This is a genomic window from Bradyrhizobium sp. BR13661 (assembly GCF_029892425.1).
In the GTDB taxonomy this organism is placed as follows: Bacteria; Pseudomonadota; Alphaproteobacteria; order Rhizobiales; family Xanthobacteraceae; genus Bradyrhizobium.
This window is the reverse complement of sequence record NZ_JARXWB010000009.1, coordinates 159,194-185,511: the sequence shown is the minus strand read 5'-3', so window position 1 is coordinate 185,511 and position 26,318 is coordinate 159,194. Positions and strand designations below refer to the sequence as shown.

Annotated in this window: 25 protein-coding genes; 16 read left to right on the top strand and 9 right to left on the bottom strand. The window is 64.2% G+C overall.

The window, feature by feature from the left end:
* Positions 1-61 precede the first annotated feature (61 nt).
* The 5 genes from M2427_RS17355 (at position 62) to M2427_RS17335 (ending at position 6,760) form a co-directional block, all read left to right on the top strand.
* Positions 62-1,060 (top strand): SDR family oxidoreductase, encoded by a 999-nt coding sequence (locus M2427_RS17355; RefSeq protein ID WP_280707672.1) that lies wholly within the window; start codon positions 62-64, stop codon positions 1,058-1,060.
* An 85-nt stretch (positions 1,061-1,145) separates the two neighbouring features.
* Positions 1,146-1,739: a phosphatase PAP2 family protein gene (locus tag M2427_RS17350; RefSeq protein ID WP_280707671.1), complete on the top strand. Its 594-nt coding sequence runs from the start codon at positions 1,146-1,148 to the stop codon at positions 1,737-1,739.
* 278 nt (positions 1,740-2,017) lie between these two features.
* Positions 2,018-3,565 carry an efflux transporter outer membrane subunit gene (locus tag M2427_RS17345; RefSeq protein WP_280707670.1) on the top strand — a complete coding sequence of 516 codons (1,548 nt, stop codon included), beginning with the start codon at positions 2,018-2,020 and terminating at the stop codon, positions 3,563-3,565.
* Entirely contained in the window at positions 3,562-4,797 is a 1,236-nt protein-coding gene (locus tag M2427_RS17340) for an efflux RND transporter periplasmic adaptor subunit (protein ID WP_280707669.1), read from the top strand. Before M2427_RS17345 ends, M2427_RS17340 begins: the two co-directional genes overlap by 4 nt.
* Position 4,798: 1 nt before the next feature.
* Positions 4,799-6,760 (top strand): MacB family efflux pump subunit, encoded by a 1,962-nt coding sequence (locus M2427_RS17335; protein WP_280707668.1) that lies wholly within the window; start codon positions 4,799-4,801, stop codon positions 6,758-6,760.
* Between the two features lie 169 nt (positions 6,761-6,929).
* Here M2427_RS17335 and M2427_RS17330 read toward each other — a convergent pair whose 3' ends face one another.
* The 3 genes from M2427_RS17330 to M2427_RS17320 are packed head-to-tail and all read right to left on the bottom strand — an operon-like array spanning position 6,930 to position 9,834.
* A complete protein-coding gene (locus M2427_RS17330) occupies positions 6,930-8,117 on the bottom strand; it encodes an MFS transporter (RefSeq protein WP_280707666.1) in 1,188 nt (395 codons plus the stop codon).
* A complete protein-coding gene (locus tag M2427_RS17325; RefSeq protein ID WP_280707665.1) occupies positions 8,102-9,466 on the bottom strand; it encodes an NAD(P)-binding domain-containing protein in 1,365 nt (454 codons plus the stop codon). Before M2427_RS17325 ends, M2427_RS17330 begins: the two co-directional genes overlap by 16 nt.
* Positions 9,467-9,516: 50 nt before the next feature.
* On the bottom strand, positions 9,517-9,834 hold the full coding sequence (locus tag M2427_RS17320; RefSeq protein WP_280707664.1) for a metalloregulator ArsR/SmtB family transcription factor: 318 nt from the start codon (positions 9,832-9,834) through the stop codon (positions 9,517-9,519).
* 128 nt (positions 9,835-9,962) lie between these two features.
* Here M2427_RS17320 and M2427_RS17315 point away from each other — a divergent pair, with 128 nt between their 5' ends.
* From M2427_RS17315 to arsC, 3 genes are read left to right on the top strand one after another with little or no spacing between them, the layout of a single operon-like run.
* On the top strand, positions 9,963-10,322 hold the full coding sequence (locus tag M2427_RS17315; protein WP_280707663.1) for a metalloregulator ArsR/SmtB family transcription factor: 360 nt from the start codon (positions 9,963-9,965) through the stop codon (positions 10,320-10,322).
* The gene (locus M2427_RS17310; RefSeq protein ID WP_280707662.1) at positions 10,322-11,023 is read left to right on the top strand and encodes an MIP/aquaporin family protein; all 702 of its coding nucleotides are present in this window, start codon (positions 10,322-10,324) and stop codon (positions 11,021-11,023) included. Before M2427_RS17315 ends, M2427_RS17310 begins: the two co-directional genes overlap by 1 nt.
* A complete protein-coding gene (arsC, locus tag M2427_RS17305) occupies positions 11,020-11,421 on the top strand; it encodes an arsenate reductase (glutaredoxin) (protein ID WP_280707661.1) in 402 nt (133 codons plus the stop codon). Before M2427_RS17310 ends, arsC begins: the two co-directional genes overlap by 4 nt.
* A 138-nt stretch (positions 11,422-11,559) precedes the next feature.
* On the opposite strand, the gene M2427_RS17300 is transcribed toward arsC, so the two are convergent.
* The gene (locus M2427_RS17300; protein WP_280707660.1) at positions 11,560-11,982 is read right to left on the bottom strand and encodes a hypothetical protein; all 423 of its coding nucleotides are present in this window, start codon (positions 11,980-11,982) and stop codon (positions 11,560-11,562) included.
* Between M2427_RS17300 and M2427_RS17295 the strand changes: the two genes are divergently transcribed.
* The 6 genes from M2427_RS17295 (at position 11,951) to M2427_RS17270 (ending at position 21,582) form a co-directional block, all read left to right on the top strand.
* Complete coding sequence (locus M2427_RS17295; RefSeq protein ID WP_280707659.1) at positions 11,951-13,861, top strand: TonB-dependent siderophore receptor; 1,911 nt, start codon at positions 11,951-11,953, stop codon at positions 13,859-13,861. The two genes, M2427_RS17300 and M2427_RS17295, sit on opposite strands and share 32 nt — an antisense overlap.
* Positions 13,862-13,968: 107 nt before the next feature.
* Complete coding sequence (locus M2427_RS17290; RefSeq protein ID WP_280707658.1) at positions 13,969-14,904, top strand: MarR family winged helix-turn-helix transcriptional regulator; 936 nt, start codon at positions 13,969-13,971, stop codon at positions 14,902-14,904.
* Positions 14,905-15,173: 269 nt separating this feature from the next.
* Positions 15,174-15,344 carry a hypothetical protein gene (locus M2427_RS17285; RefSeq protein WP_280707657.1) on the top strand — a complete coding sequence of 57 codons (171 nt, stop codon included), beginning with the start codon at positions 15,174-15,176 and terminating at the stop codon, positions 15,342-15,344.
* A gap of 84 nt (positions 15,345-15,428) precedes the next feature.
* Complete coding sequence (locus tag M2427_RS17280; protein ID WP_280707778.1) at positions 15,429-15,818, top strand: response regulator; 390 nt, start codon at positions 15,429-15,431, stop codon at positions 15,816-15,818.
* Positions 15,793-16,914: a c-type cytochrome gene (locus M2427_RS17275; RefSeq protein WP_280707656.1), complete on the top strand. Its 1,122-nt coding sequence runs from the start codon at positions 15,793-15,795 to the stop codon at positions 16,912-16,914. The genes M2427_RS17280 and M2427_RS17275 overlap by 26 nt, the downstream gene beginning before the upstream one ends.
* A gap of 60 nt (positions 16,915-16,974) precedes the next feature.
* Entirely contained in the window at positions 16,975-21,582 is a 4,608-nt protein-coding gene (locus M2427_RS17270; RefSeq protein ID WP_280707655.1) for a GAF domain-containing protein, read from the top strand.
* 43 nt (positions 21,583-21,625) lie between these two features.
* Here the strand turns inward: M2427_RS17270 and M2427_RS17265 are convergent, their stop codons facing one another.
* Positions 21,626-22,252, bottom strand: a complete 627-nt coding sequence (locus M2427_RS17265; protein ID WP_280707654.1) for a LysR family transcriptional regulator — start codon at positions 22,250-22,252, stop codon at positions 21,626-21,628.
* Positions 22,253-22,385: 133 nt separating this feature from the next.
* Here M2427_RS17265 and M2427_RS17260 point away from each other — a divergent pair, with 133 nt between their 5' ends.
* The gene (locus M2427_RS17260) at positions 22,386-23,072 is read left to right on the top strand and encodes an L-2-amino-thiazoline-4-carboxylic acid hydrolase (protein ID WP_280707652.1); all 687 of its coding nucleotides are present in this window, start codon (positions 22,386-22,388) and stop codon (positions 23,070-23,072) included.
* 37 nt (positions 23,073-23,109) lie between these two features.
* Here M2427_RS17260 and M2427_RS17255 read toward each other — a convergent pair whose 3' ends face one another.
* Positions 23,110-23,937, bottom strand: coding sequence for an MBL fold metallo-hydrolase (locus tag M2427_RS17255; RefSeq protein ID WP_280707650.1), 828 nt, complete (start codon positions 23,935-23,937; stop codon positions 23,110-23,112).
* 94 nt (positions 23,938-24,031) lie between these two features.
* On the opposite strand from M2427_RS17255, the gene M2427_RS17250 reads away from it, so the two are divergent.
* Positions 24,032-24,931 (top strand): LysR family transcriptional regulator, encoded by a 900-nt coding sequence (locus M2427_RS17250; RefSeq protein WP_280707649.1) that lies wholly within the window; start codon positions 24,032-24,034, stop codon positions 24,929-24,931.
* Here the strand turns inward: M2427_RS17250 and M2427_RS17245 are convergent.
* From M2427_RS17245 to M2427_RS17235, 3 genes are read right to left on the bottom strand one after another with little or no spacing between them, the layout of a single operon-like run.
* Positions 24,901-25,665, bottom strand: coding sequence for a hypothetical protein (locus tag M2427_RS17245; protein WP_280707647.1), 765 nt, complete (start codon positions 25,663-25,665; stop codon positions 24,901-24,903). The two genes, M2427_RS17250 and M2427_RS17245, sit on opposite strands and share 31 nt — an antisense overlap.
* 2 nt (positions 25,666-25,667) lie before the next feature.
* Positions 25,668-25,862, bottom strand: a complete 195-nt coding sequence (locus tag M2427_RS17240; RefSeq protein ID WP_280707777.1) for a hypothetical protein — start codon at positions 25,860-25,862, stop codon at positions 25,668-25,670.
* On the bottom strand, positions 25,862-26,305 hold the full coding sequence (locus M2427_RS17235) for an Ig domain-containing protein (RefSeq protein WP_280707645.1): 444 nt from the start codon (positions 26,303-26,305) through the stop codon (positions 25,862-25,864). The genes M2427_RS17240 and M2427_RS17235 overlap by 1 nt, the downstream gene beginning before the upstream one ends.
* Between the last annotated feature and the right edge of the window lie 13 nt (positions 26,306-26,318).

Sequence of the window (26,318 nt, the reverse complement as noted above, 5' to 3'; positions counted from 1 at the left end):
CTCCCCGCCTTGGCGACGATGCTCCCCTCCGTGGGTTGGGTGCAAGATCACGGAGGCCTTCATGGCAGATCAAGACAGGACTTCAGTATCCCGCCGGCACGTCGTGCAGGCCGCGAGCGCCACGCTCGCTGCTGCCTCGCTGGCAGCTTCAACAGCGAAAGGAAACACCATGGCCGAGCAGGATCTGATCGATCCCGTCACCCGCTATCCGAAGCCTCCGTTCAAGAAGCAATCGCAGCCCTGGCCCGGCCTGGCCGGCAAGATGGAGCCGCCACCGGACCATGGCGAGACCAGCTACAAGGGCTCCGGGCGGCTCGCCGGCCGCAAGGCGCTGATCACCGGCGGCGATTCCGGCATGGGCCGCGCCGCCGCGATTGCGTATGCGCGCGAAGGCGCCGACGTCGCCATCAACTATCTGCCGGCGGAGGAGCCGGATGCGCAGGAGGTGATCGCATTGATCAGGAAGGAAGGCCGCAGGGGTCTCGCGATCCCCGGCGACCTCAAGGATGAGGCCTTTTGCCAGAAGCTGGTCGAGCAGGCGGTACAGGGCCTTGGCGGGCTCGACATCATCGTCAACAACGCCGCACGGCAGCAGACGCGCGCCTCGATCCTCGACGTCTCGTCCGAGGATTTCGACGCGACCATGAAGACGAACATCTACGCACCGTTCTGGATCATCAAGGCGGCCTTGCCGCACCTCAAGCCCGGCTCCTGCATCGTCGGCACGACATCCGAGCAGGCCTACGATCCCTCGCCCGATCTGTACGATTACGCACAGACCAAGGCGGCGACGATGAATTACGTGAAGTCGCTGGCCAAGCAGCTCGCTTCGAAGGGTATCCGCGTCAACGGCGTTGCGCCGGGACCGATCTGGACGCCGCTCCAGGTCTCCGGTGGGGCGACCATGGAGAAGCTCGAAAAATTCGGTGGAATGACGCCATTTGGCCGCCCCGGCCAGCCTGCCGAGCTCGCCTCGATCTATGTGCAGCTCGCGGCGGCCGACGCGAGCTACGCAACCGGCCAGGTCTACGGCTCGGCGGGCGGATCGGGACAGCCGTAATCTGTCGACCCCAAGCTCGGGAACCATCACTGGCTCGCGAGCTTTACAAGACAGTCATGGAGAATGCTCCACCAGCTGGGGACCGATGGCGCCTGTCACGATCAAACCCACACGGTTCGATATCGCGATCGCTGACGCGATCGCAGCCCATACCGATGACGACATTGAGGATGCCGCCGACGCGCTCACCTGGGGTGCCGACGAGCACGTGCTGCTCGCGCTCGCGGCGGCAGGCTGGCTCTACGTTCAGCTCCGCAAGCCGCAGCAACGTCCGATCGCAAATCACGTCCTGGCCGTTTCACTGGTGACGGCTGTGCTGCCGCATATCCTGAAATCCGCGTTCGACCAGACCCGGCCCGATCGGCTGACAATTGTCGGCCATCGGCATGGCGTTCCCGTCTCCGGTCGGGCGCGCGACGCCTTTCCGTCCGGTCACGCCGTCCACATGGGTGCGCTGGCGTCCGCAGCCGGCCTCCTGCCCCCTATGCGAAGCCGCGCGGTGCGCTTGATCGCGGTCGCGCTTTCCCTGACGAGAATCGCCCTGCTTGCACATTGGGCGAGCGACGTCGTTGCGGGTTTCGCGCTTGGCGCCATGGTCGAGAGACTCTTGCGGCCCTGGACGTTGGCGAGACCGCGCTGCGGCGCGCGACGTGTTCACGACAAGCGATGCTTCGAATGAGCAGGCCTGTCGCGCTGTGCGGGCCGCCCGCAGCGTCGAGCACGACACCGGCAAGCCAACGCGCCAGGCCGGCACGCTCCGCTTCATCCCGGCTGCGACCTGAGCGCGCCTCGTCCGTCGAGAGACGCCAGCAACATCTGTTTACATCTCAGAAATATTCCTTCTGCCGAAAGGCCACAATCGGCCGGCACCTGATCCAGGCCTCGCATTCGCGCGGGCGGTCGCTCCCAAGGGGATGAGCCCCTTCCCGTCCATGCCCATGGATTTTTGCCGATCTAATGCCGTTTCACCCGTTCGCCGTCGTTCCCGTGCCAGCTGCAAAGGAGAGCCATCATCGGACGCCCTGCCTGTGGCGCGATGCGCTCTCGGTCCGTTCCGCCGCTGTCGCACTGTTGCTGGGCGGCGCCTTGGCGGGCTGCGCGGTCGGTCCGGACTATGCTGGTCCACCCAAGCCCGATCTGCCGGCGCATTGGAGCGCGACATCGTATCGCCGCAATGCCGGCAAGCTCGATCGCTGGTGGCTGCGCCTGCGCGATCCGCTGCTCAATCGCCTGATCGAAGAAGCCGTCGCCGCCAATCCCGATGTCGCCAAGGCAAAGGCCGTGGTGCGCGAGGCGCGCGCGACGGTTCAACAAACCGCAGCCGGCCTGTTTCCATCCGTCAGCGGCACCGCCGAGGTGACCGACAACAAGACCAGCGCCGCCTCTGCCGGCGTCGACAGCGCGCCTTACGCGCTGCACCAGGGAAGCTTCGATTCGACCTGGGAGCTCGATCTGTTCGGCGGGACCCAGCGAAGCGTCGAGGCCGCGGTCCGCAGCGAGCAATCGGCCGGCGAAGACCTGCGCAATAGTCTCGTCACGCTGATCGGCGACGTCGCCTCCTACTATGTCGAGGCGCGCGGCTATCAGGCCCGCATCGCGCTGGCGGAGCGCACCTCGGTCTCGCAACGCGACACCGAAAAGCTCACCCGCAGCAAGTATGACGCCGGCAGCGGCAATGCCGTCGACCTCAGCAAGGCCACCGCGCAAGCCGCGAGCACGGAAGCGAACGTTCCGACCTATCGGGCCGCGCTCGCCGCCGATATCCACCGGCTCGGCATTCTGCTCGGCCGGCCGCCCGATGCGATAGCCGCACTGATGGCGCGGTCCGCGCCCGTGCCGGCGCCGCGCATGCCATTGCCCACGGGGCTCCCCGCCGATCTCCTCACCAGCCGTCCCGACGTCGCCAGCGCGGAGCGCAAGCTGGCGCAGGCCACCGCCAAGATCGGCGCGGCCGAGGCCGACCGCTACCCGGCGGTGTCGGTGACCGGCTCGGTCGGCACGTCGGCCCTGCGCGTCGGCGATCTCGCCAAATATTCCAGCGTCAGCTGGTCGGTCGGGCCTTCGGTGACGGTGCCGGTGTTCGACGCGGGAAAACGCCTCGCCACCGTCAGGATTGCCGAAGCGCAGCGCGACCAGGCCTTCGCGACATTCCATTCCACCCTGCTCACCGCACTCGAGGACGTCGAGAACGCGCTGGTCTCGCTGTCGCAGGAACGCGTGCGCGCCACCAAGCTGACGGAAGCGGCGAAGAATTATCGCGAGGCCGCGAAACTGTCGCGATCGCTGTTCGAGACCGGAAGCGCCAGCTTCATCGACGTGCTCGACGCCGAGCGCTCGCTCTATTCGGCCGAGGATTCGCTGATCCAGAGCAAGGTGTCGGCGGCCAAGGACTACATCGCGCTCGCCAAGGCACTCGGTGGCGGCTGGGTCGAGCCGGTCGATGTGTCGACGCCGATCATCGTCGATACCAACACGGGACCTCACCTGCGGGAGGCGCTGAAGTGACCGGGATCATCACCACCAGGCGCGTGAAGATCGCCGCGGCCGTGATTGCCATCGTGGTGACGGGCGTGGTCGCGGCTACGCGCTTTCCTGGGACGTCGAGCAAGGCGCAGTCCTACATCACGGCTCCCGTGACCGTCGGCGATCTGCGCGAGGAGGTGCTCGCGAGCGGCACGCTCAAGCCGGCGCGGCTGACCGCCGTCGGCGCGCAGGTGTCGGGCCGGATCACCGCGCTCAACGTTCGCGTCGGCGACACCGTCAGGGCCGGCGACGTCATCGCCCAGATCGATCCCGTCACCAAGCAGAACGATCTGCGCAGCTCGGAAGCCTCGCTGAAGAATTATCGCGCGCAGAAGGACGAAAAGGAGGCCGCGCTGGTGCTGGCCGAAGCCAACCTCGCGCGCCAGCAGGCGACCTTGGCCCAGCGCGCGACGTCGCGCAGCGATTTCGACAGCGCGGACTCGACCGTGCTGCAGACCCGCGCCCAGATCGCCGCCCTCGAAGCCCTGATCGTCGGCGCCGAAGCCAGCGTCGAGACCGCGAGAGTCAATCTCGACTACACCCGCATCACCGCGCCGATCGACGGCACGGTGCTGGCCACCGTCGCGCAGGAAGGTCAGACCGTCAACGCGGTGCAGTCCGCACCGACCATCGTCGTGCTCGGCCAGCTCGAGACGATGACGGTACGGGCAGAGATTTCCGAGACCGACATCGTCAAGGTCAAGCCGGGGCAGTCGCTCTACTTCACCATCCTCGGCGACCAGGACCATCGCTACGAGGCCCGGCTGGAGCAGATCGAGCCGGCGCCGGAATCGATCAAGAGCGACGCCAGCTTCTCCTCCACCACGACGTCATCGAGTTCGAGCTCAAGCTCGAGCTCATCGAGCTCGACCAGCACGGCGATCTACTACATCGGCGTCTTCAGCGTCCCGAACAGGGATCTTGCGCTACGGACCTACATGACCGCCGAGGTGCACATCGTCACCGGCGAGGCGAGCCGCGTGAAGGTGATCCCCGCGCTCGCCGTGATGCGAAAATCCGACGGCCGCAGCACGGTGCGCACCCTCGCCGCCTCGGGCGACGTGCGCGAGCGCGAGGTCAAGACCGGTCTCAACGATCGCACCACGGTCGAGATCAAGTCCGGCCTCGACGAGGGCGAACGGGTCGTCACCGGCGAGGCGAACGAGCAGACCGCATCGCACAGCACGCCGGGCGGCCCACCGGGAGGTCTCTGACATGGCCGATCCGATCATCGCGCTGGACAAGGTCCGCCGCAAGTTCACAGCCGGCGACACCAGGGTCGTTGCGCTCGACGATCTGTCGCTGAGCATCGCGCCCGGCGAGATGGTCGCGATCATCGGCTCGTCCGGATCCGGCAAATCGACGCTGCTCAACATCCTCGGCTGCCTCGACCGGCCGACATCCGGAACCTATCGCGTCGCCGGCAAGAACGTCGCCGAACTCGACGCCGACGAACTGGCGGCGCTGCGCCGCGAGCATTTCGGCTTCATCTTCCAGCGCTACCATCTGCTTGGGGATCTCTCCGCCGCCGCGAATGTCGAGATCCCCGCCGTCTATGCCGGCATGAATGCGCGGGAGCGGCGCACGCGCGCGGAGCAGCTGCTCGCGCGGCTCGGCGTCGGCGACAGAGGCGGCCATCGCCCGAACCAGCTCTCGGGCGGCCAGCAGCAGCGCGTCTCGATCGCGCGCGCCTTGATCAACGGCGCCGAGGTGTTCCTGGCCGACGAGCCTACCGGCGCGCTCGACCGGCGCAGCGGCGAGGAAGTCCTGAAGATCCTCAAAGAGCTGCGCAGCGAAGGGCGGACGATCATCATCGTCACTCACGATGCCGACGTCGCCGCGCGTGCCGAGCGCATCATCGAGCTCAGTGACGGCAAGATCGTCTCCGACCGCCGCACGGAGACCGTGGCTTCCCCGCAGCCGCCTCCGGCCATGATCCGGACCGCGCAGGGCAGCGGTGCAGGCTGGGCAAACGCGTTGGGACGTCTGCGCGAGGCATCGCGCATGGCGCTGGTGGCGATGGCCGCGCATCGGTTGCGCGCGTTTCTCACCATGCTCGGCATCATCATCGGCATCGCGGCGGTGTCGTCGGTCGTAGCCCTTGGCAACGCATCGCAGCGCAAGGTGCTGTCCGACATCTCGAGCCTCGGCACCAACACGATCGAGGTGTTTCCAGGCAAGGATTTCGGCGATGCGCGCGCCGGCAAGATCAAGACGCTGGTGCTCGCCGATGCCCGCGCGCTGGACCGGCAGAGTTTCATTGCCGGCGTCACCCCGACGGTGTCGACCAGCACGACGGTGCGCTACCGCGGCAACGAGTCCAACGTGCTGGTGAACGGCGTCGGCGAGAGCTATTTCCAGGTCAAGGGCGCCAAGCTCGCGAAAGGCCGCCTGTTCGACAGCGACGCCGTCCGCAACATCGAGCGGCAGGTCGTCATCGACGAGAACACCCGCAAGACCTTTTTCGCCGACGACCAGACCGCCGGGATCGGCCGCATCATCTGGCTCGGCACGGTGCCCTGCCGCATCGTCGGCGTCATCGCGCAGCAGCAGGGCGGGTTCGGCTCGAACCAGAACCTGTCGGTCTACCTCCCCTACACCACCGTGCAGGCGCAATTCACCGGCGACCGCGCGCTGCGCAGCGTTCTGCTCCGGATCAGCGACGAGGTCTCGACCAATCTGGCGCAGGACGCGGTCACCACGCTGCTGACGCAGCGTCACAACACCAAGGATTTCGTCATCCTCAACACCGATGACATCCGCCGCACCATCACCAGCACGACGCAGACGCTCGCCTTCCTGGTGGCCGCGATCGCGGTGATCTCGCTGATCGTCGGCGGCATCGGCGTGATGAACATCATGCTGGTGTCGGTGTCGGAGCGGATCGGCGAGATCGGCGTCCGCATGGCGGTCGGCGCCAGGCGCAGCGACATCCTCCAGCAATTCCTGGTCGAGGCGACGCTGATCTCATCGATCGGCGGTATCGCCGGCATTCTCATCGCGGTGCTGCTCGGCACTGCGGTCAACATCGCGGTTCCGGGATTTGGCGTCAGCTATTCGCCGTTCTCGATCGGCGCGGCGTTCCTGACCTCGACCGGGATCGGAATCGCCTTCGGCTTCTTCCCCGCCCGCCGCGCGGCTTTCCTCGACCCCGTGGTGGCGCTGAGCCGTGACTGACTTTAGAATTACGAGAGTTACAGCTTCACCATACCATGGCGACGACGCCACCGACGCGCATGTCCTGCAAGACATGCATGGTACTCTTCGCCACCTGTCCGATGCACATGACCGCAATCAGCGACCACCCGCTCAAGCTACGAATGCTCTCCCCCCATCAGACGTCTCTTTATGGCTTCTGATCCGCGCGCAACAATAGCAGCGCGAAGAACGCCGAGATCGACGCCAACGCGCTGATCCACAGCGCGTTACTGCCGAAATGCTCGACCATCAATCCCAATACGAGCGGCGCAAATGCACCTGTTGCCCTTCCGGGCAGCGAGATCATGCCGACACGCTTGCCAAACCCCACCGGCCCGAAGATCGCCAATGGGAGCGTACCGCGGGCAATGGTGATGATGCCGTTGCCCGCGCCATAGAGCACCGTAAAAGTAGACGCGAGGAACGGACCGCCCGCGACCAGCGCGACGACACCGATCGGGTTCATCAGCGTCGCCAGTCTCGCCGAGAGCAGGGGATGAAACCGGCCGAGCCAGCCCGCCTCCAGAAGCCGGGCGCCGACCTGCGCGGGACCAACCAAAGTTCCCGCGAACAAGGCCTGCGCCGGCGTCGCCCCGAACGCAACCAGCATCGTCGGCAGAATGGCCGAGATGCCGGAGCTGACGAAGCCGACCGCAGCAAACATGTAGGCCAGCAGCACCATCGCGAAGGTTTCATCCTGGCGTCCGGATTGCTGGTGCGCGCCCGTGCTCGGCCGAGGCTGCTGATCCAATGGGACGGCGCGCGGCAGCGACAAATTGAATGGCAAGGCGACGCTGATATGGATTACCGCCCAGACCTGGCAGGCGACGCGCCAGCCGTATTCCGACGCGAGCCAGGTCGTGAGCGGCCAACCGACTGTGCTGGCGAAACCTGCGATCAGGGTGATGCCGGTGATGGTTCTCCGCGCATTGGCGCCATAGATGCGGGCAAGGGTTGCGAAGGCCGCCTCATAAAGGCCCATGCCCATGCCAATCCCGAGCAACACCCAGGCTGCAATCAGCAGCGCCACGCCGTGCGCTACGGACAGGAGGAGCAGGCCCGCAACAAAGACGAGGTTGGAGACGGCAAGCAGCCTGCGTCCTCCGAACGTATCGATGACATGGCCGACACGCGGGCCGAGCAGTCCGGAGATAACGAGCGCGGCCGACAGCGCGCCGAACACGTAGGTCGGCGCGAGACCAAGATCCCGCGCAATCGGCGCAGCCAGGATCGCCGGGAGATAGTAGCTCGACGCCCACGCAATGGTCTGCGCACTGCCGAGCGCAACGACGACCGCGAATGGGCCCGAAGGCACCAGCATCACGAGCAACCGCACCCCGCGCTGCCTGCCTTCTTCGCGGTTTCGTCGGCGGCGCAGCAGGCCGATGCCTCGTCCTTCGCCGGACCGCCGCAGCATCCTGCTGCGGCTCCCGACTCGACGCCGCCGCGTGTGCAGACGCCGGTTTCAGGCAGCACAAGCTCCACCCGCGCCGCAGCTTTCTTGTCACCCGCGATGTCGGCGACGACCGAGCGCACCTGCTCGTAGCCGGTCATCATCAGGAAAGTCGGCGCGCGGCCGTAGGATTTCATGCCGGCGAGATAAAAGCCGGGCTCGTCATGCGCGAGTTCGCGAGCGCCATGGGGGCGGACGGTCCCGCAGCTGTGCTCGTTGGGATCGATCAGCGGCGCGAGCGCGGCGGGCGCCTCAATCGCCGGGTCCAGCCGAAGCCGCAGCTCAGACAGAAACGACAAATCGGGACGGAAACCAGTGGAGACGACCAGCTCATCCGCCACCACGCTTCGCGCTCCGCAGCAGGCACCGGCCAAAATCTTGAGACGGCCTCCGGAGTCCGAGATGTGAGTGACACCAAATCCGGTCTCCACCCTGATTTTGCCGGCCGCCACCAGCGCTGCGAAGTGAGAGCCGAGCTCGCCGCGCGCGGCAAGCTTGTCGTTGCTTCCACCGCCAAAGGCCTTGGCGGGATCGGCCCCGCGCAACAGCCAGATGGCCTGCGTGCCGGGCACCTCTTCGGCCAGTTGCACGAGATCAATCAGCGTGCCGACTGCGGAATGACCGGCGCCGAGCACGGCAACGGCCTTGCCAGCGTGTCTGGCGTGATGGGTGCCACACACATCCGGCATGCCGTAGGCAATGCGATCCGCGTGCTCGCGTTCACCGATCGCCGGCAAGCCGTTGCTGCCGGCGGGATTGGGAGAGAACCATGTGCCCGAGACGTCGATGACAGCATCGGCGCGCAGCACTTCGGGGCCCTTGCCGTTCTGATAGCGGATTTCGAACGGCGCCTGCTCCCGCCCCTTTGTCTTCGCCTTGTCGAAACCGGCGCGGCTGATCGCCGTCACGCGACTGGAGGTGCGGATTACCTCGCGGAGCGGTGTGCGTGTCGCGAGCGGATCGAGGTATTGGTCGATCAACTCGCCTCCGGTTGGATAGGATTGAGGGTCCGGCGAATTCCACCCCGTCGGCGCAAGCAGGCGCGCCGCCGCCTTGTCGACATTGTATTCCCACGGCGAGAACAACTGAACGTGCTGCCACTGACGAACAGCGTGCGCGGCTTGTGGCCCGGCTTCGAGCACGATCGGCGACATGCCGCGTTCGAGCACATGCGCTGCGGCTGCGAGGCCGACCGGACCTGCCCCGATGATGGCTACCGTCTTGTCGTTCACTTCGCTTCTCCGATCATTCTAGAATCATCGAATAATAGCGACCAAAAAAATCAGGCCGCCGTTTGCGTATCCTTGCAACCGACTTCGTCCATGCAGCACTCCGATGCCAGGAAATCCACCAGTCCTCGCATGGCATCGAAATTCGCGTGACAAACAAGCGTCGTCGATTCCCTGACCTGACTGACCAGGCCAACCGAGACCAACGTCTTGATATGATGAGACAGCGTCGAGGCCGGAACCTTGAGCTTTTCCTGCAAGCGACCAACCGGCATGCCGGGGTGCCCTGCCCGGACCAAGGCCCGGTAGATCTGGAGCCGTGTCCGGTTGCCCAAGGCTTCGAGGCGTGCTGCTGCGTCGTCGATCTTCATAACGCGTACGATGCGCACCTCGGCGCCAGCTGTCAAACGATATTTCTAGAATATTCGAAATACAATTTCAGATTGGGGTTTGGGATTCCGGATTGACGAGCCCTCAATAATTCCATACATCTGGATATATGGAAACTGAAGACGCTATGCTGGCGCTCGCCGCCCTGTCGCAGTCGACACGCCTGGAGGCGTTCCGGACGCTGGTGAAACACGAGCCTGACGGCCTTGCGGCCGGCGACCTCGCGCGTCTGCTGGAAGTCCCGCAAAATACGCTCTCGGCGCATCTGTCGATCCTCACACGCGCGCGCCTCGTGACCTCCGCGCGGCAGAGCCGGTCAATCATCTACCGCGCCAACCTCACAGAATTTCGCGATGTTGCGGTTTTCCTGCTGCAGGATTGCTGCGGTGGACGCCCTGAAGTTTGCGAGCCCGTGGTTCAAACCCTGCAATCCTGTTGTTCGCCAAGGAGAGCGGAGCGAGCCCGCTGATGGATACTTTCGATCTTTCCCGGCGCCTCGCGGCCGAGGCGCTCGGCACCGGCATTCTCGTTGCCACCGTGGTCGGCTCGGGCATCATGGCGGAGACGCTGACCAGGGACGTCGCGCTCGCACTGCTCTGCAACACCCTGCCGACCGGCGCCATTCTGGTCGTCCTGATCACGGTGCTCGGTCCGATCTCCGGCGCGCATTTCAATCCGGCGGTGACGCTCGTTTTCACCGGCAAGCGCGAGCTTCCGGTCAATGAGGCCGCGCTCTACGTGATTGCGCAGATCGCCGGCGGCATCGCGGGAACATTTGTGGCGCATCTGATGTTCGGATTGCCCCTGCTCGATCTCTCGACCAAGGTTCGAACCGGCGGCCCGCAATGGTTCGCCGAAGCCGTCGCGGCTTTCGGCCTGGTCGTGACGATCCTGGCCGGGATCCGCTTTCAGCGGACAGCCGTGCCTTGGCTGGTCGGCCTCTACATCACCGCGGCCTATTGGTTCACCGCCTCCACCTCATTCGCAAATCCGGCAGTCGCCATCGCGCGGTCGCTGACAAACACGTTCGCCGGCATTCGTCCGACCGACCTCCCCGGCTTCATCCTCGCGGAGCTCTGCGGAGCGTTCGCCGGAATGCTGTTGGTGAACTGGCTGCTCGGACATTCCAATGCACGCACCCCGGTCCCGATTGCGGAAACAAACCAATGAGCGTCACCATCTATCACAACCCCGACTGCGGCACCTCGCGCAACACGCTGGCGATGATCCGGCAGAGCGGCGTCGAGCCCGTCATCATCGAATATCTGAAGACGCCGCCGTCGCGCGAAACGCTCAAGCGGCTGATCGCGGCGATGGGAATATCCGCCCGCGCTTTGCTGCGCGAGAAGGGAACGCCCTACAAGGAACTCGGCCTTGCCGATCCCAAATGGTCCGATGACGAGCTGATCGACCAGATGCTCGCGCATCCGATTTTGATCAACCGCCCGATCGTGGTGACACCCAAGGGCACGCGTTTGTGCCGCCCCTCGGAGGCCGTTGTCGATCTCCTGGACAATCCCGTCGGCCGGTTCGTGAAGGAAGACGGCGAAGTGGTCGAAGCGCGATAGGACCGCATGGGACGACAAGGGACCTGCCTGAAGGGACCAGCCTGAACCGATTTGCGCGGTTCCCCTCAATCTTATACCTTCCATAGGTAACGAGGGGTGGGGCAGCCTTTTGGATAAAGTCTCGGGCTCAGGCGGCTGTCAGATCGTTTTGGATCTGCGTGGCGCGCGCATTTTCTTGCGTGCGGCGCGGCGGATGGCTTTGGCGACATTGATCGCGGCCGGACAGATCAGTCCGATCTCGGCGCAAGACGTGCCCGCCGATCGAATACCCGATCGCACCGTGACGCCGCCGATGCGGCTGCCGCCAGTGTCGGTGTATCCGAACCGTAAACGCACCGAGAAACCCAAGTCCAGCAAACCAGCGATTGTGGCTTCGCCAGCTGCACCCAGGGCGAAACGCACCAATTTGCCGGCGCTGCCCGATGGCGTCGTGCTGAATGGCGGGCCGCCCGCGACGCAGACGACCGCCGGGCCGGTGAGCGGATATCGCGCGCTCACATCGGCTTCGGCAACGAAGACCGACACACCGGTGGAGCGCATTCCGCAGGCGGTTGCGGTCATCCCGCGCGCCGTGCTCGATGACCAGCAACCGCTCGGGCAGATGGATGCGCTGCGTAACATCTCGGCCGTGACACCGATGTCGGCCAACACTTTCATCGGCTATGCCTACAAGGTGCGCGGCTTTCCGGCCGACCGCTATGTCGACGGCCTGCCGAATTATTACGACGGCGGCGACAACACCTCGCTCGTCAACACCGAGCGGATCGAGGTGCTGAAAGGTCCGGCCGGCATTCTCTACCAGGGCGGCATCGGCCCTGTCGGCGGCATCATCAACACGATCTCGAAGCTGCCGACCGATATCAGGTTCGCCGAAATCGGCGTTACGGCGGGCGGTTACCAACTGGCGAATACCTGGTTCGACGTCAACCAGCCCATCACGAGCGCGGGCACGGCGCTGTTCCGCATGACCGGTGAGTTCGAAAGATCCGGCGACGTCGTCGATGTGATCGAGCACCGCCGCTACGCGTTCAATCCGACGCTTCTCCTCAACGACAATGACGGCACGCGCCTCACCATCCAGGGCAGCTTCTCGTCGCGCTCGTTCCAGAACTACACCGGGCTGCCCGGCGCAGGCACGGTCGACCGGTCGCTGTTCACGATTCCCCCGTCGCTGTTTCCCGACCGGGCCGACCTCGGTCGCAGCTGGACGACTTATAACGGCGTGACCGCGCGTCTCGATCACGAGTTCGATGCGGTCTGGTCAGCCAATGCCACGACCCGCGTCAGCGAGATGCGCCTCGATCAGTTCGGACATTTCCTCGGCACCGATACCCCGCTGTTCGGCTCGACATTTCCCTTTCTCAGCTTCCATTTGCCGATCGATACGCGCGAGATTGCATCGAACGCCAACGCGGTTGCCAAATTCGCGCTCGGGCCGACCAGAAACACGGTTCTGTTCGGGGCGGACAGCGATCGTGTCGCCGACAAGATCCGCGACGATGTCGGCTTCGTCGGCCTCGTCGATTTCGCCAATCCGGTGTTTCCCGCCTATACCCCACCGACCACCCCTGCGTTCAACTCCAACAACCTCTACGTCAACAGCGGGCTGACGGCGCAGTGGCAATCGGACATCTACGAGCGGCTGCATCTGCTCGCGGGCGTGCGTCTCGCCAATGTCTATATCCACGGCACCGACACGGTGGCGGGCAACGATTTCGTTACCAATGCCTGGAAGCCGCTGCCGCGGGTCGGTGCCGTGGTCGATCTCGTGAAAGGCGTATCGGCCTTCGCGGACTATTCGCAAGGTTACCGTGGTGTCCCCTTCTTCAATGCCGCCGGGGCGCCGAAGCCCGAGGAGGCCGAGCAGACCGAGGCCGGGTTGAAGCTCGCGCTGCCGTCCGGCTTTGCCGGCACGCTGGCATGGTTCACCAACACGCGGCGCAACGTCATGAACCTGCTGCCGGGCAGCCTCTTCCTCGCCACCCAGGTCGGCGAGCAGCGCGCAGAAGGGTTCGATGCGGACCTGACCTGGCAGCCGCTCGCGGGTCTTTCGATCCTTGCAAGCTACGCGCACGTCAAAGCCATTGTCATCCAGGATCAGCTCTACGCGCCCGGCACCGTGCTCGAACGCGTCCCGCGCGACTCCGGCCGGCTCTGGGTGAACTACAAGGTCCAGGATGGGTGGTTGCGGAATGTCGCGTTCGGGGCCGGCCTTTACGCGGCCTCCGCGCAGGCCGTGGCACTCGACAATATCTATTTCACGCCGAGCTACGTCACGTTCGACGGCAAGATCGCCTATGAGACGGATCACGGGAGCATCGGCGTGACCTGCAAAAATCTCGCCGATCACCGCTATTACGTTCCCTACGCGAGCGGCTCCGGATACATCATGCCGGGCGAGGGACGCACCGTTCTGGCTTTCGCCAGGCTGAGGTATTGAGCGGAGTAACAAGGCATTCGGTGCGATCACCAGGTGCCTCGTTTGGAAAACATTGCGCAGATCGGCGTAGCCCTATACCTTCCCACGGGCAAAGACTGGGGGAAGCCTTGGAAAGAGACGAAATCGAGCGCCTCATCGGGCGCCCGCTGCGATTGAGCTTCGAGGACATCGTGAACCATCCCAGGCTGCCGGAAGCACGGCACGCCTATCTCAAGGGCTTTTCCAAGGTCTACGAAGGCGATCAATTTCTGGTCCGCCTTCTGCTTCAGGCAGGACGCTTTTTTGTTTTTCACAATGCGGCGGTGCTCGAAGCCGCGCAGGATCCGTCGCGGCGCGAGACCTGGTTCACGGTCGCAGCCCTGAAGCGGCAATTGGCCATGTTCGGATATGCGAGCGCGCGGCAGGTGGATCATCTGCTGGAGCGGCTGTGCGAGGTCGGATTCATCGAGCGGCGCCGCGCGCCGCAAGACGGGCGCGTGCGGTTGCTTGCGACCACGGAGAAGCTGCGCGCGCATCACGCCGACTGGCTTGCGGCGCATACCGCCCCGCTCGCCATCTTATACCCTGATCACGACTACAGCCCGACACTGTCGCGAGATCCCCTTTACCACATTCTCCATTGCCGCGCGTCTCTGCCGCTCCATCCAGTCGCCGCGCGCCTCATGATGACGCTGCCCGACACGTTGCTGTTTTTCGCTCACGCCGCGGGGCCGTTGATCCAGAATGCACTGCTGAAGGCCGCCATGGACGCGAGCGATCCGGCCGCGGCGATTCCCTATATGGACGTTGCCGAGCGACTAGGCGTTTCCCGAACCCACGTCCGCAATCTGATGGCCTCCGCGGAAGCGGCGGGTCTCGTCAGGATCGTGGGGCGCGGTGGCCGCAGCATCGAGATCCTTCCCCGCCACTGGGTGAGCTACGACCGCGGCCTGGCCCTCGGTCTGTATCTGCACGATGCGGTCAATCTCGCCGTGATGCCCGAGTGGACGAAGCGCCAGGCCGAGGGCGCAGCCCGGCCGCTTGCTGCTACGGCCGCTGGATAGCACGTCAGCTCAACAAGGCGCGGCCATAGCCCGCATTGCGGGCAAAAGCGGAGCGGCCAGCCGAGGACGAGGCCCGGCAGCTTGATTCCTGGCCAGCCTATCGCGGTGATTTTCTTCGACGTCCCGGAATATGCGCAAAGTTTTCCGAACGCATCAGGCGCGGGACGGCTAGGTTGCTGGCGCCTGGAGGATTTTCATGAGTCTTTGTGATCGGCGTTTTGCTCGGTGATCTTTTGCGCATTTGAAACAGTCATATTTGGAGGAATTGCATGCCGGAGACGGTGGATGTCTTGCTGTGGTGTGCCGCGCTCGCGACGTGGCTCATGATGTTCTTCAAGATCGCCAGCGAAAGCGTGAAGAAGCTCGTGCTTTTTGTCCGCGGCAGAGCGAACAAGCCTCGGCGAACACCGCCCGACCGGCATCAAAACGCCGAGCGATGAGAGGCTTCTGCCTTGAATGTCATGGCGCGCGCGGAGAACTCCGAGGTCGAGGCGGCGCTGCGCCGCGAATCCCCAGGGGACAAGGTGAGCACTTTCATTCTCGTCGTCGATGACGAGCCGGACGTCGAAAGCATGTTTCGCCAACATTTCCGGCGCGATCTGCGCGCGAGCCGGTTCGTGATGGAATTTGCGACCTCGGCGCGGGCGGCTCTCGAGCAAGTCAAGGCCATTGCCGATCCGTCGCTGATCCTGATCCTGTCGGACATCAACATGCCCGGCATGAGCGGCCTGGAGATGCTGGCCGAGGTGAAGGCAGCGCGGCCGCGTGTGCCCGTGATCATGATCTCCGCCTATGGTGACGACGAGACGAAGAAGACAGCGGCGAAGCTGGGAGCGGCAGGCTTGTTGACCAAGCCGATCGATTTCAGCCTGCTCCGCCATGAGATCGATGCGCGCCTGGAGCACGCATCATAACGGCGGCAACGCCGCGAAGGTCGCCCACCGTTTTTTAGATGTTCCCGCCGGTTCAGGCCGGCCGCGTTGGTTTGTCCAGGAGGTAGTTTTGATCTTCTTGAAACGGATTTCGTTGTGCGCATTGGTTTGGCTGATAGTCGCAATTGCTGCCAGCAACGACGGCTTCACACAAGGTGGCGCTGGTTCGTCCCCTGCGCTGGCGTCTGACGGGCTCCCGGCGTGGGCCTTCCTGTGGGACCCGACCGTCCAGGTACCCACGCCCACCGACACGCCCAATACGCTTCCGGGCAGCAGCGCCGCGTTCAGTTGGAAACAGGCGCGGGATCTGTTCGCCGCGCTCGACTGGCATCCAGAGGCCCATCCGGCGATGCCGGACATTGTCGCGAACGGACGCAAGCCCGAGATTCGCGCGTGCGGAGCATGCCATCGCGTCGAGGGCACCGGCGGCCCCGAGAATGCAAGCCTCGCCGGTCTGCCTGTTGCATATTTCGTCCAGCAGATTGCGGACTTCAAAAGCGGAGCGAGAACGATGTCCGGCCCTCAGAGGTTGTCAACACAAGTCATGCTGGCCTCCGTCCGGAGCATGACGGACGCGGACATTCTGGCCGCGGCGGAATATTTCGCCGCGCTGAAGCGCAAGCAAATCATCAAGGTCGTCGAGACGGAAACGATTCCGAAAACGGGACCGTCGCGTCTGTTCTACGTCAGGAGTCCAGATGGAGGAATTGAACCGCTCGGCCAGCGCATCGTCGAGATGCCCGACGATGTCAACCAATTCGAGCTTCGCGACCCACGCGCGACGTTCACGGCTTATGTCCCGGTCGGGAGCCTGGCGAAGGGAGAGGCGCTGGTGAAGACCGGCGGATCGGGAGTGACTGTCGCCTGCGGTAGCTGTCACGGACCGGACTTGAAGGGCGTCGAGACCGTTCCTCCGATTGCAGGGAGATCGCCAACCTACATCATGCGCCAGCTCTACGAATTCCAGCACGGCAGCCGATCGGGAGCCGCGAGCGCCCCGATGAAACAGACCGTCGAGAAGCTGTCGCAGGACGACATGATCGCGCTCGCCGCTTACGTCAGCTCGCTCGATCCATAAAATCGCCTTCCCGGAAGGTGATTTGGCGATAATATGCCCGTCTCGGGTCGGGGGATCGGTATGGCGCGTCGTTCGGCGGCGGTGAGCGGTGCGCGCAAGCAGCGCGGTCGCAAGGTTGCGAAGACTGCAGCAATGAAGCCGGTGCGCAAACCGGCATCGGTTGCGGAGCTGCGCGCCCAGATGACCGCGGCATCCCGCGTGCTGGAGCTCATTGCCAAATCGCCGACGGACGTGCAGCCGGTGTTCGACGCCATCGTTCAGACCGTGGTCCGGCTCGTTGGCTGCGAGACGGCCTTCATCCAGCGTTGCGACGGCAAGCATTTCTGGAGCGTTGCCAGGTGCAGGCGTGACGATGGGCTGGTGACGGTCGTCAATCCCCGCCATGCGCCGATTGACCCCAATGCCAACTTTCCCTCGCGGGCCATTGTCAGCCGGGCGACCCTGCACCTGCCGGATTGGTCGCAGATCGAGCTTCCCGAATTCGAGCGCCGCATCCAGGAACAATTGGGCTACCATTCGGCCGTCTATCTGCCCCTGCTGCGCGAAGACGAATGTATCGGCGTGCTCGGGCTCGCCGGATCGCGGCCCGGCATGTTCGGCGAGACCGAGATCGCCCTCGCCGAATCCTTCCGCGACCAGGCATTCATCGCCATCGAGAACACGCGGCTGTTCAACGAGACACAGAACGCGCTGGCACAGCAAAAGGCCCTGTCGAACATCCTGAGCGTGATCAGCAATTCGGTCGCCGACGTCGAACCGGTGTTCGACGAGATCCTGCGGAGCGTCCAGCACCTGTTCGACGTGGAGGACCGCGTCATCTTTCGGATTCACGGTGATCTTCTTCACATCGCCGCAGTCGACGGCCCGAACGCGGACGCTGTTCGGCGGCTTTTTCCGGTGCCGCTGCGGGGGACCACAACCGACGAGGCGATACGCGAGCGCCGCCTCGTCAGCTACGACGACGTCCTGAATGGCGAGGGAGTGCCCGACGGACTGAGGGCCGTCGCAGCCCGGTTCGGCTATAGCTACTCGATCGCCACCGCCCCGCTGCTGGCAGGAGATCGCGCCATCGGCTCGCTCGTGGTTGCCCGCGTGAACATGAAGCCGTTTGCCGAAGACGAACGTCTCCTGCTCCAGACCTTGGCAGACCAGGCCGTGATCGCGATCGAGAATGCCCGGTTGTTCAATGAAACGCAGGAATCGCTTCAGCAGCAGACCGCGACCGCCGAGGTGCTTCAGATCATTTCCGACTCACCTGGCGAGCTCCAGCCGGTTTTCGAGGCCGTGCTACAAAAGGCGACCCGCATTTGCGACGCCCGATTTGGTTCGCTGCTTCGCTTTGACGGCAACGCGTTCCACTTCGCCGCCGACGTCGGGACGCCGGAGGCGCTCCGCGAATATATGAGGCGCCCTGGCCCGTTTCAGGGGCTGGCAGGAGGCATGATCGATCGCATTCACAGGACGCGACAGGTCCAGCACACCGCCGATTACGCGGCAGAAGCCGCCCCGGGCCTCGCGGCTAAACTCGGGGGCGCGCGGTCGACCCTTGGCGTGCCGATCCTCAGGGACGACGAACTGGTCGGCGCCATCGTCATCTACCGCCAGGAGGTCAGACCCTTCTCCGAACGCGAGATCGAACTCGTCCGGAGTTTCGCCGCGCAAGCGGCCATCGCGATCGAGAATGCCCGGCTGTTCAACGAGACTAGGGAGGCGCTGGAGCGGCAGACAGCGACGTCTGACATCCTCAAGGTGATCGCCAGTTCGCCCTCGGATACACAACCGGTGTTCGAAGCGATCGTCGGCAGTGCTGCCAGGCTGTTCGCGCCATGCGCAGCGACCATCACGACGTTGAGGGACGGCAAGCTGCACTGGAATGCGGTTGCAGAACTGGTCCGAAGCTTCGACCACGAGGCTGCACAGGCCACATATCCGATCGCGTTCGATCCGGAGCGCTCGCCCTCGGCCCAAGCCATGCTCGAACGCCGCATCATCCAGATTCCCGATGTCAGCGCACCCGATACTCCGGAGTTCACCCGACGGATCGCGCTGGCCGGGGGGTTCAGAAGCATCACTTTCGTGCCGCTGGTCCACAACGACAAGGGCATCGGCACCATCATCCTGACGCATCCCATCCTCGGCTTCCGGCACACTGACAAGCAGCTGGCTCTCATTCAGACCTTTGCCGATCAAGCGGTCATCGCGATCGAGAACGCGCGCCTGTTCGACGAAGTGCAGGCCAAGACGCGCGATCTGACCGAAGCGCTGGCTTATCAGACCGGGAGCGGCAATGTTCTCAGGGTGATCGCCTCGTCGCCTACCGATATCAACCCGGTGCTCGAGGCGATCGTAGAAAGCGCCCGCGAGCTTTGCGAGTCTGACGATGCCGTCGCCCTCTTGAAGGATGGCGAGAACCTTCGCTTCAGCGCACATTCCGGCCCGATCGCCTTGCGGATCGGCAAATGGCCGATCAGCCGCACCTGGACGGCCGGCCGCGCCTTCGTCGATCGAAAGCCGGTGCATGTCCACGACATGCTCTCCCAAGAGGGCGCCGAATATCCGGACGCCCGGGCGATGGGGCAGGCCACCGGAGCCGCCATTCGGACCGTTCTGTCGGTGCCATTGTTGCGCGGCGACGAGAGCATCGGCGCGATCCTGCTGCGCCGGACCGAGGTACGTCCGTTCAAGGACAAGCAGATCGATCTGCTGTCGACATTCGCCGACCAGGCCGTGATCGCGATCCAGAATGCCAGACTGTTCACCGAGACCAGGGAGGCACTGGAACGTCAGACCGCGACGTCGGATATTCTGAACGTGATTGCGAGCTCGCCGACCGATACACGGCCGGTGTTCGAGGCAATTGCCAGCAGGGCCAAGAGCCTGGTCGGCGGCTTTTCCAGTACGGTGTTCCGTTTCATCGATGGACAGGCGTATCTCGAAGCGTTCACGCCGACCACGCCGGAAGCGGATGAGGTCCTGACGTCGACCTTCCCTATGCCGGTCGCGGATTTTGCGCCGTTTCTCATGGCTCAGTCCGGCGAGGTCACGCAAATTCCCGATATCGAGGCCATCACGGATCAGATCAGGGATATCGGCCGCGCGAGGGGCTTTCGCAGCATGCTGTTCGCTCCGCTGATGAACAAGGGCGTGTCGATCGGCCTGATCGCGACGACCCGGATCGAGCCCGGCCGGTTCGCCGAGGATCACGTGCAATTGCTGAAGACCTTTGCCGATCAGGCGGTGATCGCGATCGAGAACGTCCGGCTGTTCGACGAGGTGCAGGCCAAGACGCGCGATCTCGAAGTCGCCTTGCAGCAGCAGACCGCGACCGCGGATGTCTTAAGGATCATCAGCCGTTCGGTGGCGCACGCAGCGCCGGTCTTCGACACGATCCTCGAAGCTTGCGGCCGTCTGTTTCACCCCTTTGACGCGGCCATCTATCTGGTCGAGGGCGACAGGCTGAGAGGCGTCGCGCATCGCGGGCCCGGAGCGGGCGACTGGGGCACGGACACCATGCCGCTGGAGGGCAGCCAGACCGGTCTAGCAATCGCAATGCGGCAACCGATTCATCTTCACGATCTCACCGACAAACCCGAAGTACCGGAGGACAAGAGGGCAGCCCTCAGGGAGGCCGGCGGCATGACCGTCTTGTACGCGCCCATGATGTCCCAGGACAGCGGGGTTGGTTCCCTCGTCCTCACGCGCCGGCCAAAGAGGCCCTTCACGGAATCGGAGGTCGGGCTGATCCAGACCTTCGCGGACCAGGCCGTGATCGCGATCGAGAATGCCCGGCTGTTCGACGAGGTGCAGGCGCGCACGCAGGAGCTTTCGAAGTCGCTCGAAGACCTGCGGACGGCGCAGGACCGCCTGGTACAGACCGAGAAGCTGGCTTCGCTCGGCCAGCTCACCGCCGGGATCGCGCACGAGATCAAGAACCCGCTCAACTTCGTCAATAATTTCTCGGCGCTTTCAACCGAATTGACCGACGAGCTCAGGGATGTGCTGGCCGGAGAGAACCTGACCGCGCCGGGCCGCGAGCAGGTCGACGAGTTGACCGGGCTTCTGAAAGACAACCTCGGCAAGGTCGTGCAGCACGGCAAGCGCGCCGATTCCATCGTCAAGAACATGCTGCAGCATTCGCGCGAAGGCTCCGGCGAGCGTCGTTCGCAGGATCTCAATGCATTGGTCAGCGAGAGCCTGAACCTTGCCTATCACGGCGCCCGGGCAGAACGATCCGACTTCAACATCACGCTGGAGCAGGATCTCGATCCCGACGCTGGCGCGGTGGAGGTGTACCCGCAGGACATCACCCGGGCGCTGCTCAACCTGTTTTCCAACGGCTTCTACGCGGCGATCAGCCGCAAGAAGGACGCCGACGGCACGGCGTTCGAGCCCGTGCTCAGCACGACAACCAGACGAGCCGGCAACACCGTCGAAATTCGAATCCGTGACAACGGAACAGGCATTCCGGCCGAGATCAGGGAGAAGATCTTCAACCCCTTCTTCACGACCAAGCCGACGGGCGAAGGCACCGGCCTCGGCCTCTCGATGACGCACGACATCATCGTCAAGCAGCATGGCGGCAGGATCGACCTCGCGACCGAAGCCGGCGCGTTCACCGAATTCACGATCACCTTGCCGCGTGCGAACGGGGGCACGAAACCCACGTGAGCCGTTGGGATCTTGTGGCCATCGCCGCGTGTGGCGACAGCCTTCAACTTCCGACGCCGCCGACCAGCCGCGGGCGGCGATTTGTGCGCGGGCTCGCAGCCGCTCGTGCACGCAGCCATTCGCGGAAACTGACGATTTCAGGACAATCCGCGGTGCCCTCCGGCGCGATCAGCCAGTCGCCCAGCCCGGATCCCTCCGTGACGCGGTCGCAGCGATAGCCCGGATGATGGCCGAGGCTTCGGGCGATCAAGAGATCGACCTTGCCTTCGACCAGTTCGTGCAGTCCGGCTGGCTGCAGCACGCGCAAACCGATCTCCGCATGCGCCTCGCGAAACTGCGCTAGATCGAGCCGGCGCAAATCGAGGCTGGCGTGCACGCCCAATTGCAGCAGCACGGCGCCCGCCGGTTTCAATTGCGAGGTCGCCTCCGCGATGTGACGAAAGCCCCTGGAGACGCCGGGCAGATAGGCCTGGCCTGCAGCGGTCAGGATGAGTTGCTTGTGCAGTCGCTCGAACAGCTGCACGCCAAGGCGGGCCTCCAGCGCCTTCACCTGCTGCCCGACGGCGGCGGGCGTGACGTGCAGCTCGTGCGCGGCGAGCTTGAAGCTGAGATGCCGCGCGGCGGCTTCGAAAGCGCGCAGCGCGTTGAGGGGCGGAAGGGCGTGGGTCATCGCGATGCGCAGTTTGACACCGATGAGCGCCGGTCTTGCAATAGATTTTCTTACGTTGAGCCGCAGGAATGATGCTTTGCGCCGGCCTATCCTCCCCGGCTACAGGTCGGCTCGTCACATTAAGAGAGCCCCTATGACCGAGATCCATCCCTTCTACGAGCAACATCGCGATGCCATGGAAGCCGCGATGCGCCACCGCCTCGACCTCGCCGAACCGATCCTGCGCGAACGTACCGATCTCACCGACATCGACGGGATCAGGCGGGACGCGATGGACGAATTCGAAATCGTGCTCACCCAGATGCCCTACGTCGGAGGCGCTACGAGCCGCATGAGCGATGTCTTCGTGCGCCTCACCGGATTCATGGCGACGAGCCGCGTGCTGCGTCGGCATGGCGTGCCGCTGCCCGTCATCCGCGACATCGAGCGGGAGACCTACAAGGCGCAATTGCTCGACGTGCCCGAGGCCAAGCGTCTCGCCGCGGGAGATCGATTCATGTCGCCGGAAAACCAGGCCGTGCTGCGCGAGCAGGCGGCCAGAAGCACGACGGAGAACCACCAGGCCGAATTTCCGGAGGATTTCGTCTACGATTTCGTCGAGCCTGATACGAACGACAATTTCGAATTCGGCATCAATTACCGGGCCTGCGGCTTCTGCAAATTCGCCAGCCGCCATGGCGACAAGGACATTCTGCCGAGCATCTGCGGCCTCGATTTCGATGCCTATGCAACGCTCGGCATCCATCTGGAACGGACTCAGACGCTGGCTGGCGGCGCGAGCCATTGCAATTTCCGCTTCTCGCGATTGCAACGTGACTGATGACGTCGCAACCGGCCTCCCGCATTCGCAAGCGGCACTAATGCGCTCCGCAGCGGCAGTTTTCGTAATCCACGGGATCGTGGCTGTTGAAAATCGTCACACGATCGCCGTGGCTCAGCTTCAGCTCGCGTAAGCGCGCCTGGTTGGCAATGCGGGCGTTGCGGTCCATGTCGACGCGGCGCTGGAAATAGCGGAGCACCAAAGGCGCGCGTGGTGATGCGTCGAGCTGGGCATGATGGAAATAGCTGTCGCCGGCATGCAGCAGCCATTTGTCGCCTGAGCGCACCGCGATGCCGCAATGGCCTGATGTGTGGCCGGCGAGCGGGATCATCACGATATCCGCCTCCTTGTCGCCAAGCGCGCGGACGCCCTTGAAGCCGAACCAGTCCTCGCCGGCCTCGCCGTAGAACGTCCAGCTTGGCCCGTGCCCCCATTGCTCCGTGACGTAGCGCCCCTCGGGCGGCGCGGGCTTGCGCAACACCGCCATGTCGTACTCGGCGCGATGGACGTGGATCGCGGCGTGGGGAAAGTCGGGCACGCCACCGGCATGATCCCGGTCAAGATGCGTCAGCAGCACATGGCGGACGTCAGAAGGCGAATAGCCGAGCGCCCTCACCTGCTGCACGGCCGTCTCCGCCGGATCAAGCTTCGGCGCGGTCTGGCGCAGCCAGCGTTTTCCGAGCCGGTCGGGCGTCGCGATATCGCCAAGGCCGATGCCGGTATCGACCAGAGCGAGGCCGTCACCGGTCTCGATCAGCAGGCAATGGCAAACCATGCGGGCGCGCTGAAACAGGCCGCCGGTGCCGTTCACGAGCCGTCGGCCCATGGGGCACATGGTGCCGGTGTTGAGATGATGGATCTTCATGAACGATGCTCGCCTGTTGTGAACAGGCCGTTCTTGTCATTCCCTCATCCATAGGTAAAATATCAACTATTGATAATATCTATAGGATGTAACTATGGATATCCGCGAGCTCCGCTATTTCGCCGCCGTCTACCGCGAGCGCAACCTCACGGCTGCGGCGCGCACCTGCTTCGTGTCGCAGCCGTCGATCTCGACCGCAATCACCAACCTCGAAGCCGAGCTAGGCACCACGCTGTTCATCCGGCACAAAAAGGGCGTCGCGCCGACCGCCTCGGCCGAGCAGTTTCACAGCGTTGCCCGCCGCATCATCGACGAGGCCGACGTCGCGCGCAGCCTGTTTCGCAAGCCCAGTACCAAGACCACTGTGACGCTCGGCCTGATGCGCACGCTCGACGTGCCCCGGACGATCGCGCTGCTGAAGCCGCTGACGGCGCGCGGTGACATCGCTCTCCGGCTCGTCGGCAGCGACGAGCGCGCGGACGCACGGATCATCTCGAAGAGCATGCTTGGAGATGACGAGCATTTCGTCCCGCTCTGGAGCGAGCGCTACGTCGCGGCGCTGCCCCCGTCGCATCCGCTGACGCTCAAGGAGAAGCTCCGCGCCGCCGACCTCGCCGACGTTCCCATGATCGACCGTTGTCATTGCGAGCAGAGCGCGTTCTTCGGCCGCGCCACGCAACGGCGCCCATCCGCAGCCATCGCGCAATCCGAGGATTGGGCCATGGCGCTGGTCGCGGCCGGAATCGGCATCGCCATCGTCCCCGAGGGCGTGGCGAAAGGCCATGGCGACGTCGCCATCCGTGAGATCGACGTGAAGGTCAAACGCGAGGTCGGACTCGCCTATCGCGCATCGGTGCCACTGGCGGATCCGTTGAAGGATTTTATCGGAAAGCTGCGGCGCGGCGGCACGAAGCAACGGCCCTCCAAGCGTACAACATCCAGCCGCCGGCGCAACTCGCAGAACTATCCGAGCAGGCCCTTCAGGCCGGCATAGATGGAGCCCACAGCCGTCGCGGCCACGCCGGCCAGCGGGCCGACGGTCTGCATCAAATCCTGAATCAGACGCGCGCGGCGGCGGAGCTGCTCTTCGCCGACATGCTGCCCAAGCAGGCGCGCCACCTTGAAGGCAAAAGCATTGGGTTTCCCGCCCTGGCCGAGAACGCGTGGCAAGACCTGGAAGATGACGACTCCCAGGATGTTTCCGGACACGAAGGCGAGCAGGATGCTCGCACCGTATTCGAACACTTCGCGCCATTCGACCCACACCGTGGGCAGGATCGGAACATCATCATGGAATCCGGTCACCGTCAGCATCGCCTGGATGCTGACGCTGGCGAGCAGCAACGCCAGCACGAACGCTCCAAACGCCGAGACCCGATGCAGAGGATAGGCTGCGAACCCGAACAGCAGCGGGACGATGATCGACGCGATCCGGAGCGGAATTGGAGAGAGATTGAAAGTGATGGTGACCAGAATATGCGCGACCGTCAGCAGGACGGCCGGAATGACGACATAGAGAAACGCATGCGTCGCGAAATAACGCAGCGGATTCTTGTAGCGCTCGAGCCGGACATTGACACGGTCGAGATCGCGCCTGAGCCTGTCCAGCTCGGCAACGATGTCACCGATCTCCAGAAGCGTCGGCCGCACGACGCGCAGATCGCGCGAGCAATGCTTGCACGCGATGGCTTCATCCTTGATCGTCTCGGCGCAGAACGGACACTCCATCGTTACCGCGACTTCCTGCGCCGCATGATGGTCTCGACCTCGTCCCTGGCCCGCGCCAGCTCTTCGCGCAACTGGTCGCGCTTGCGCAGGAGATCGTCGCGCTCCGCAAGCAGCGTCGCAGGCACGGCGATGTCTCGCGAACAGGAGGCGCAGACCAGCGCGCGATCGGCATTCTCGGCCTGGCAGTAAGGACACATCACTTGGGTGCGACCTTGAGGGTGAAGATGGCCGTGCCCGGCCGCCCGTCGCTGTCCTTGATGTCGACCCGCACGGTGTACTCGCCGGGCGGCAATTCCGCATCCTGCATGTTGATCCCGTCAGCCTGGACGAACGGCTTGACTCGGGGCGTCAGATCGACGTTCGGCGTGCGGAGGAAGGTCACCTTGACCGATTCAGGATCGATCTTGGCACCGCCGAACGACTCGAACTTCAACTGAAGCCGCATGGGCGAGGAGACGGAATCACTGGACGAGACGAACTCCACCTTCGGACCACGCAGGATACCGCGCCTGTCGGCCGCAACCGCACCCTTCGGCGGCGGCAGCTTTGCCTCCTCCTCCGTGATCAATTGCGTCGCGCGCGACGGTCCTGAAAACAGAATAGCCGCTACAACGAGCCCGAAACAGATTTGCCGTTTCATTGTCATTCCGATC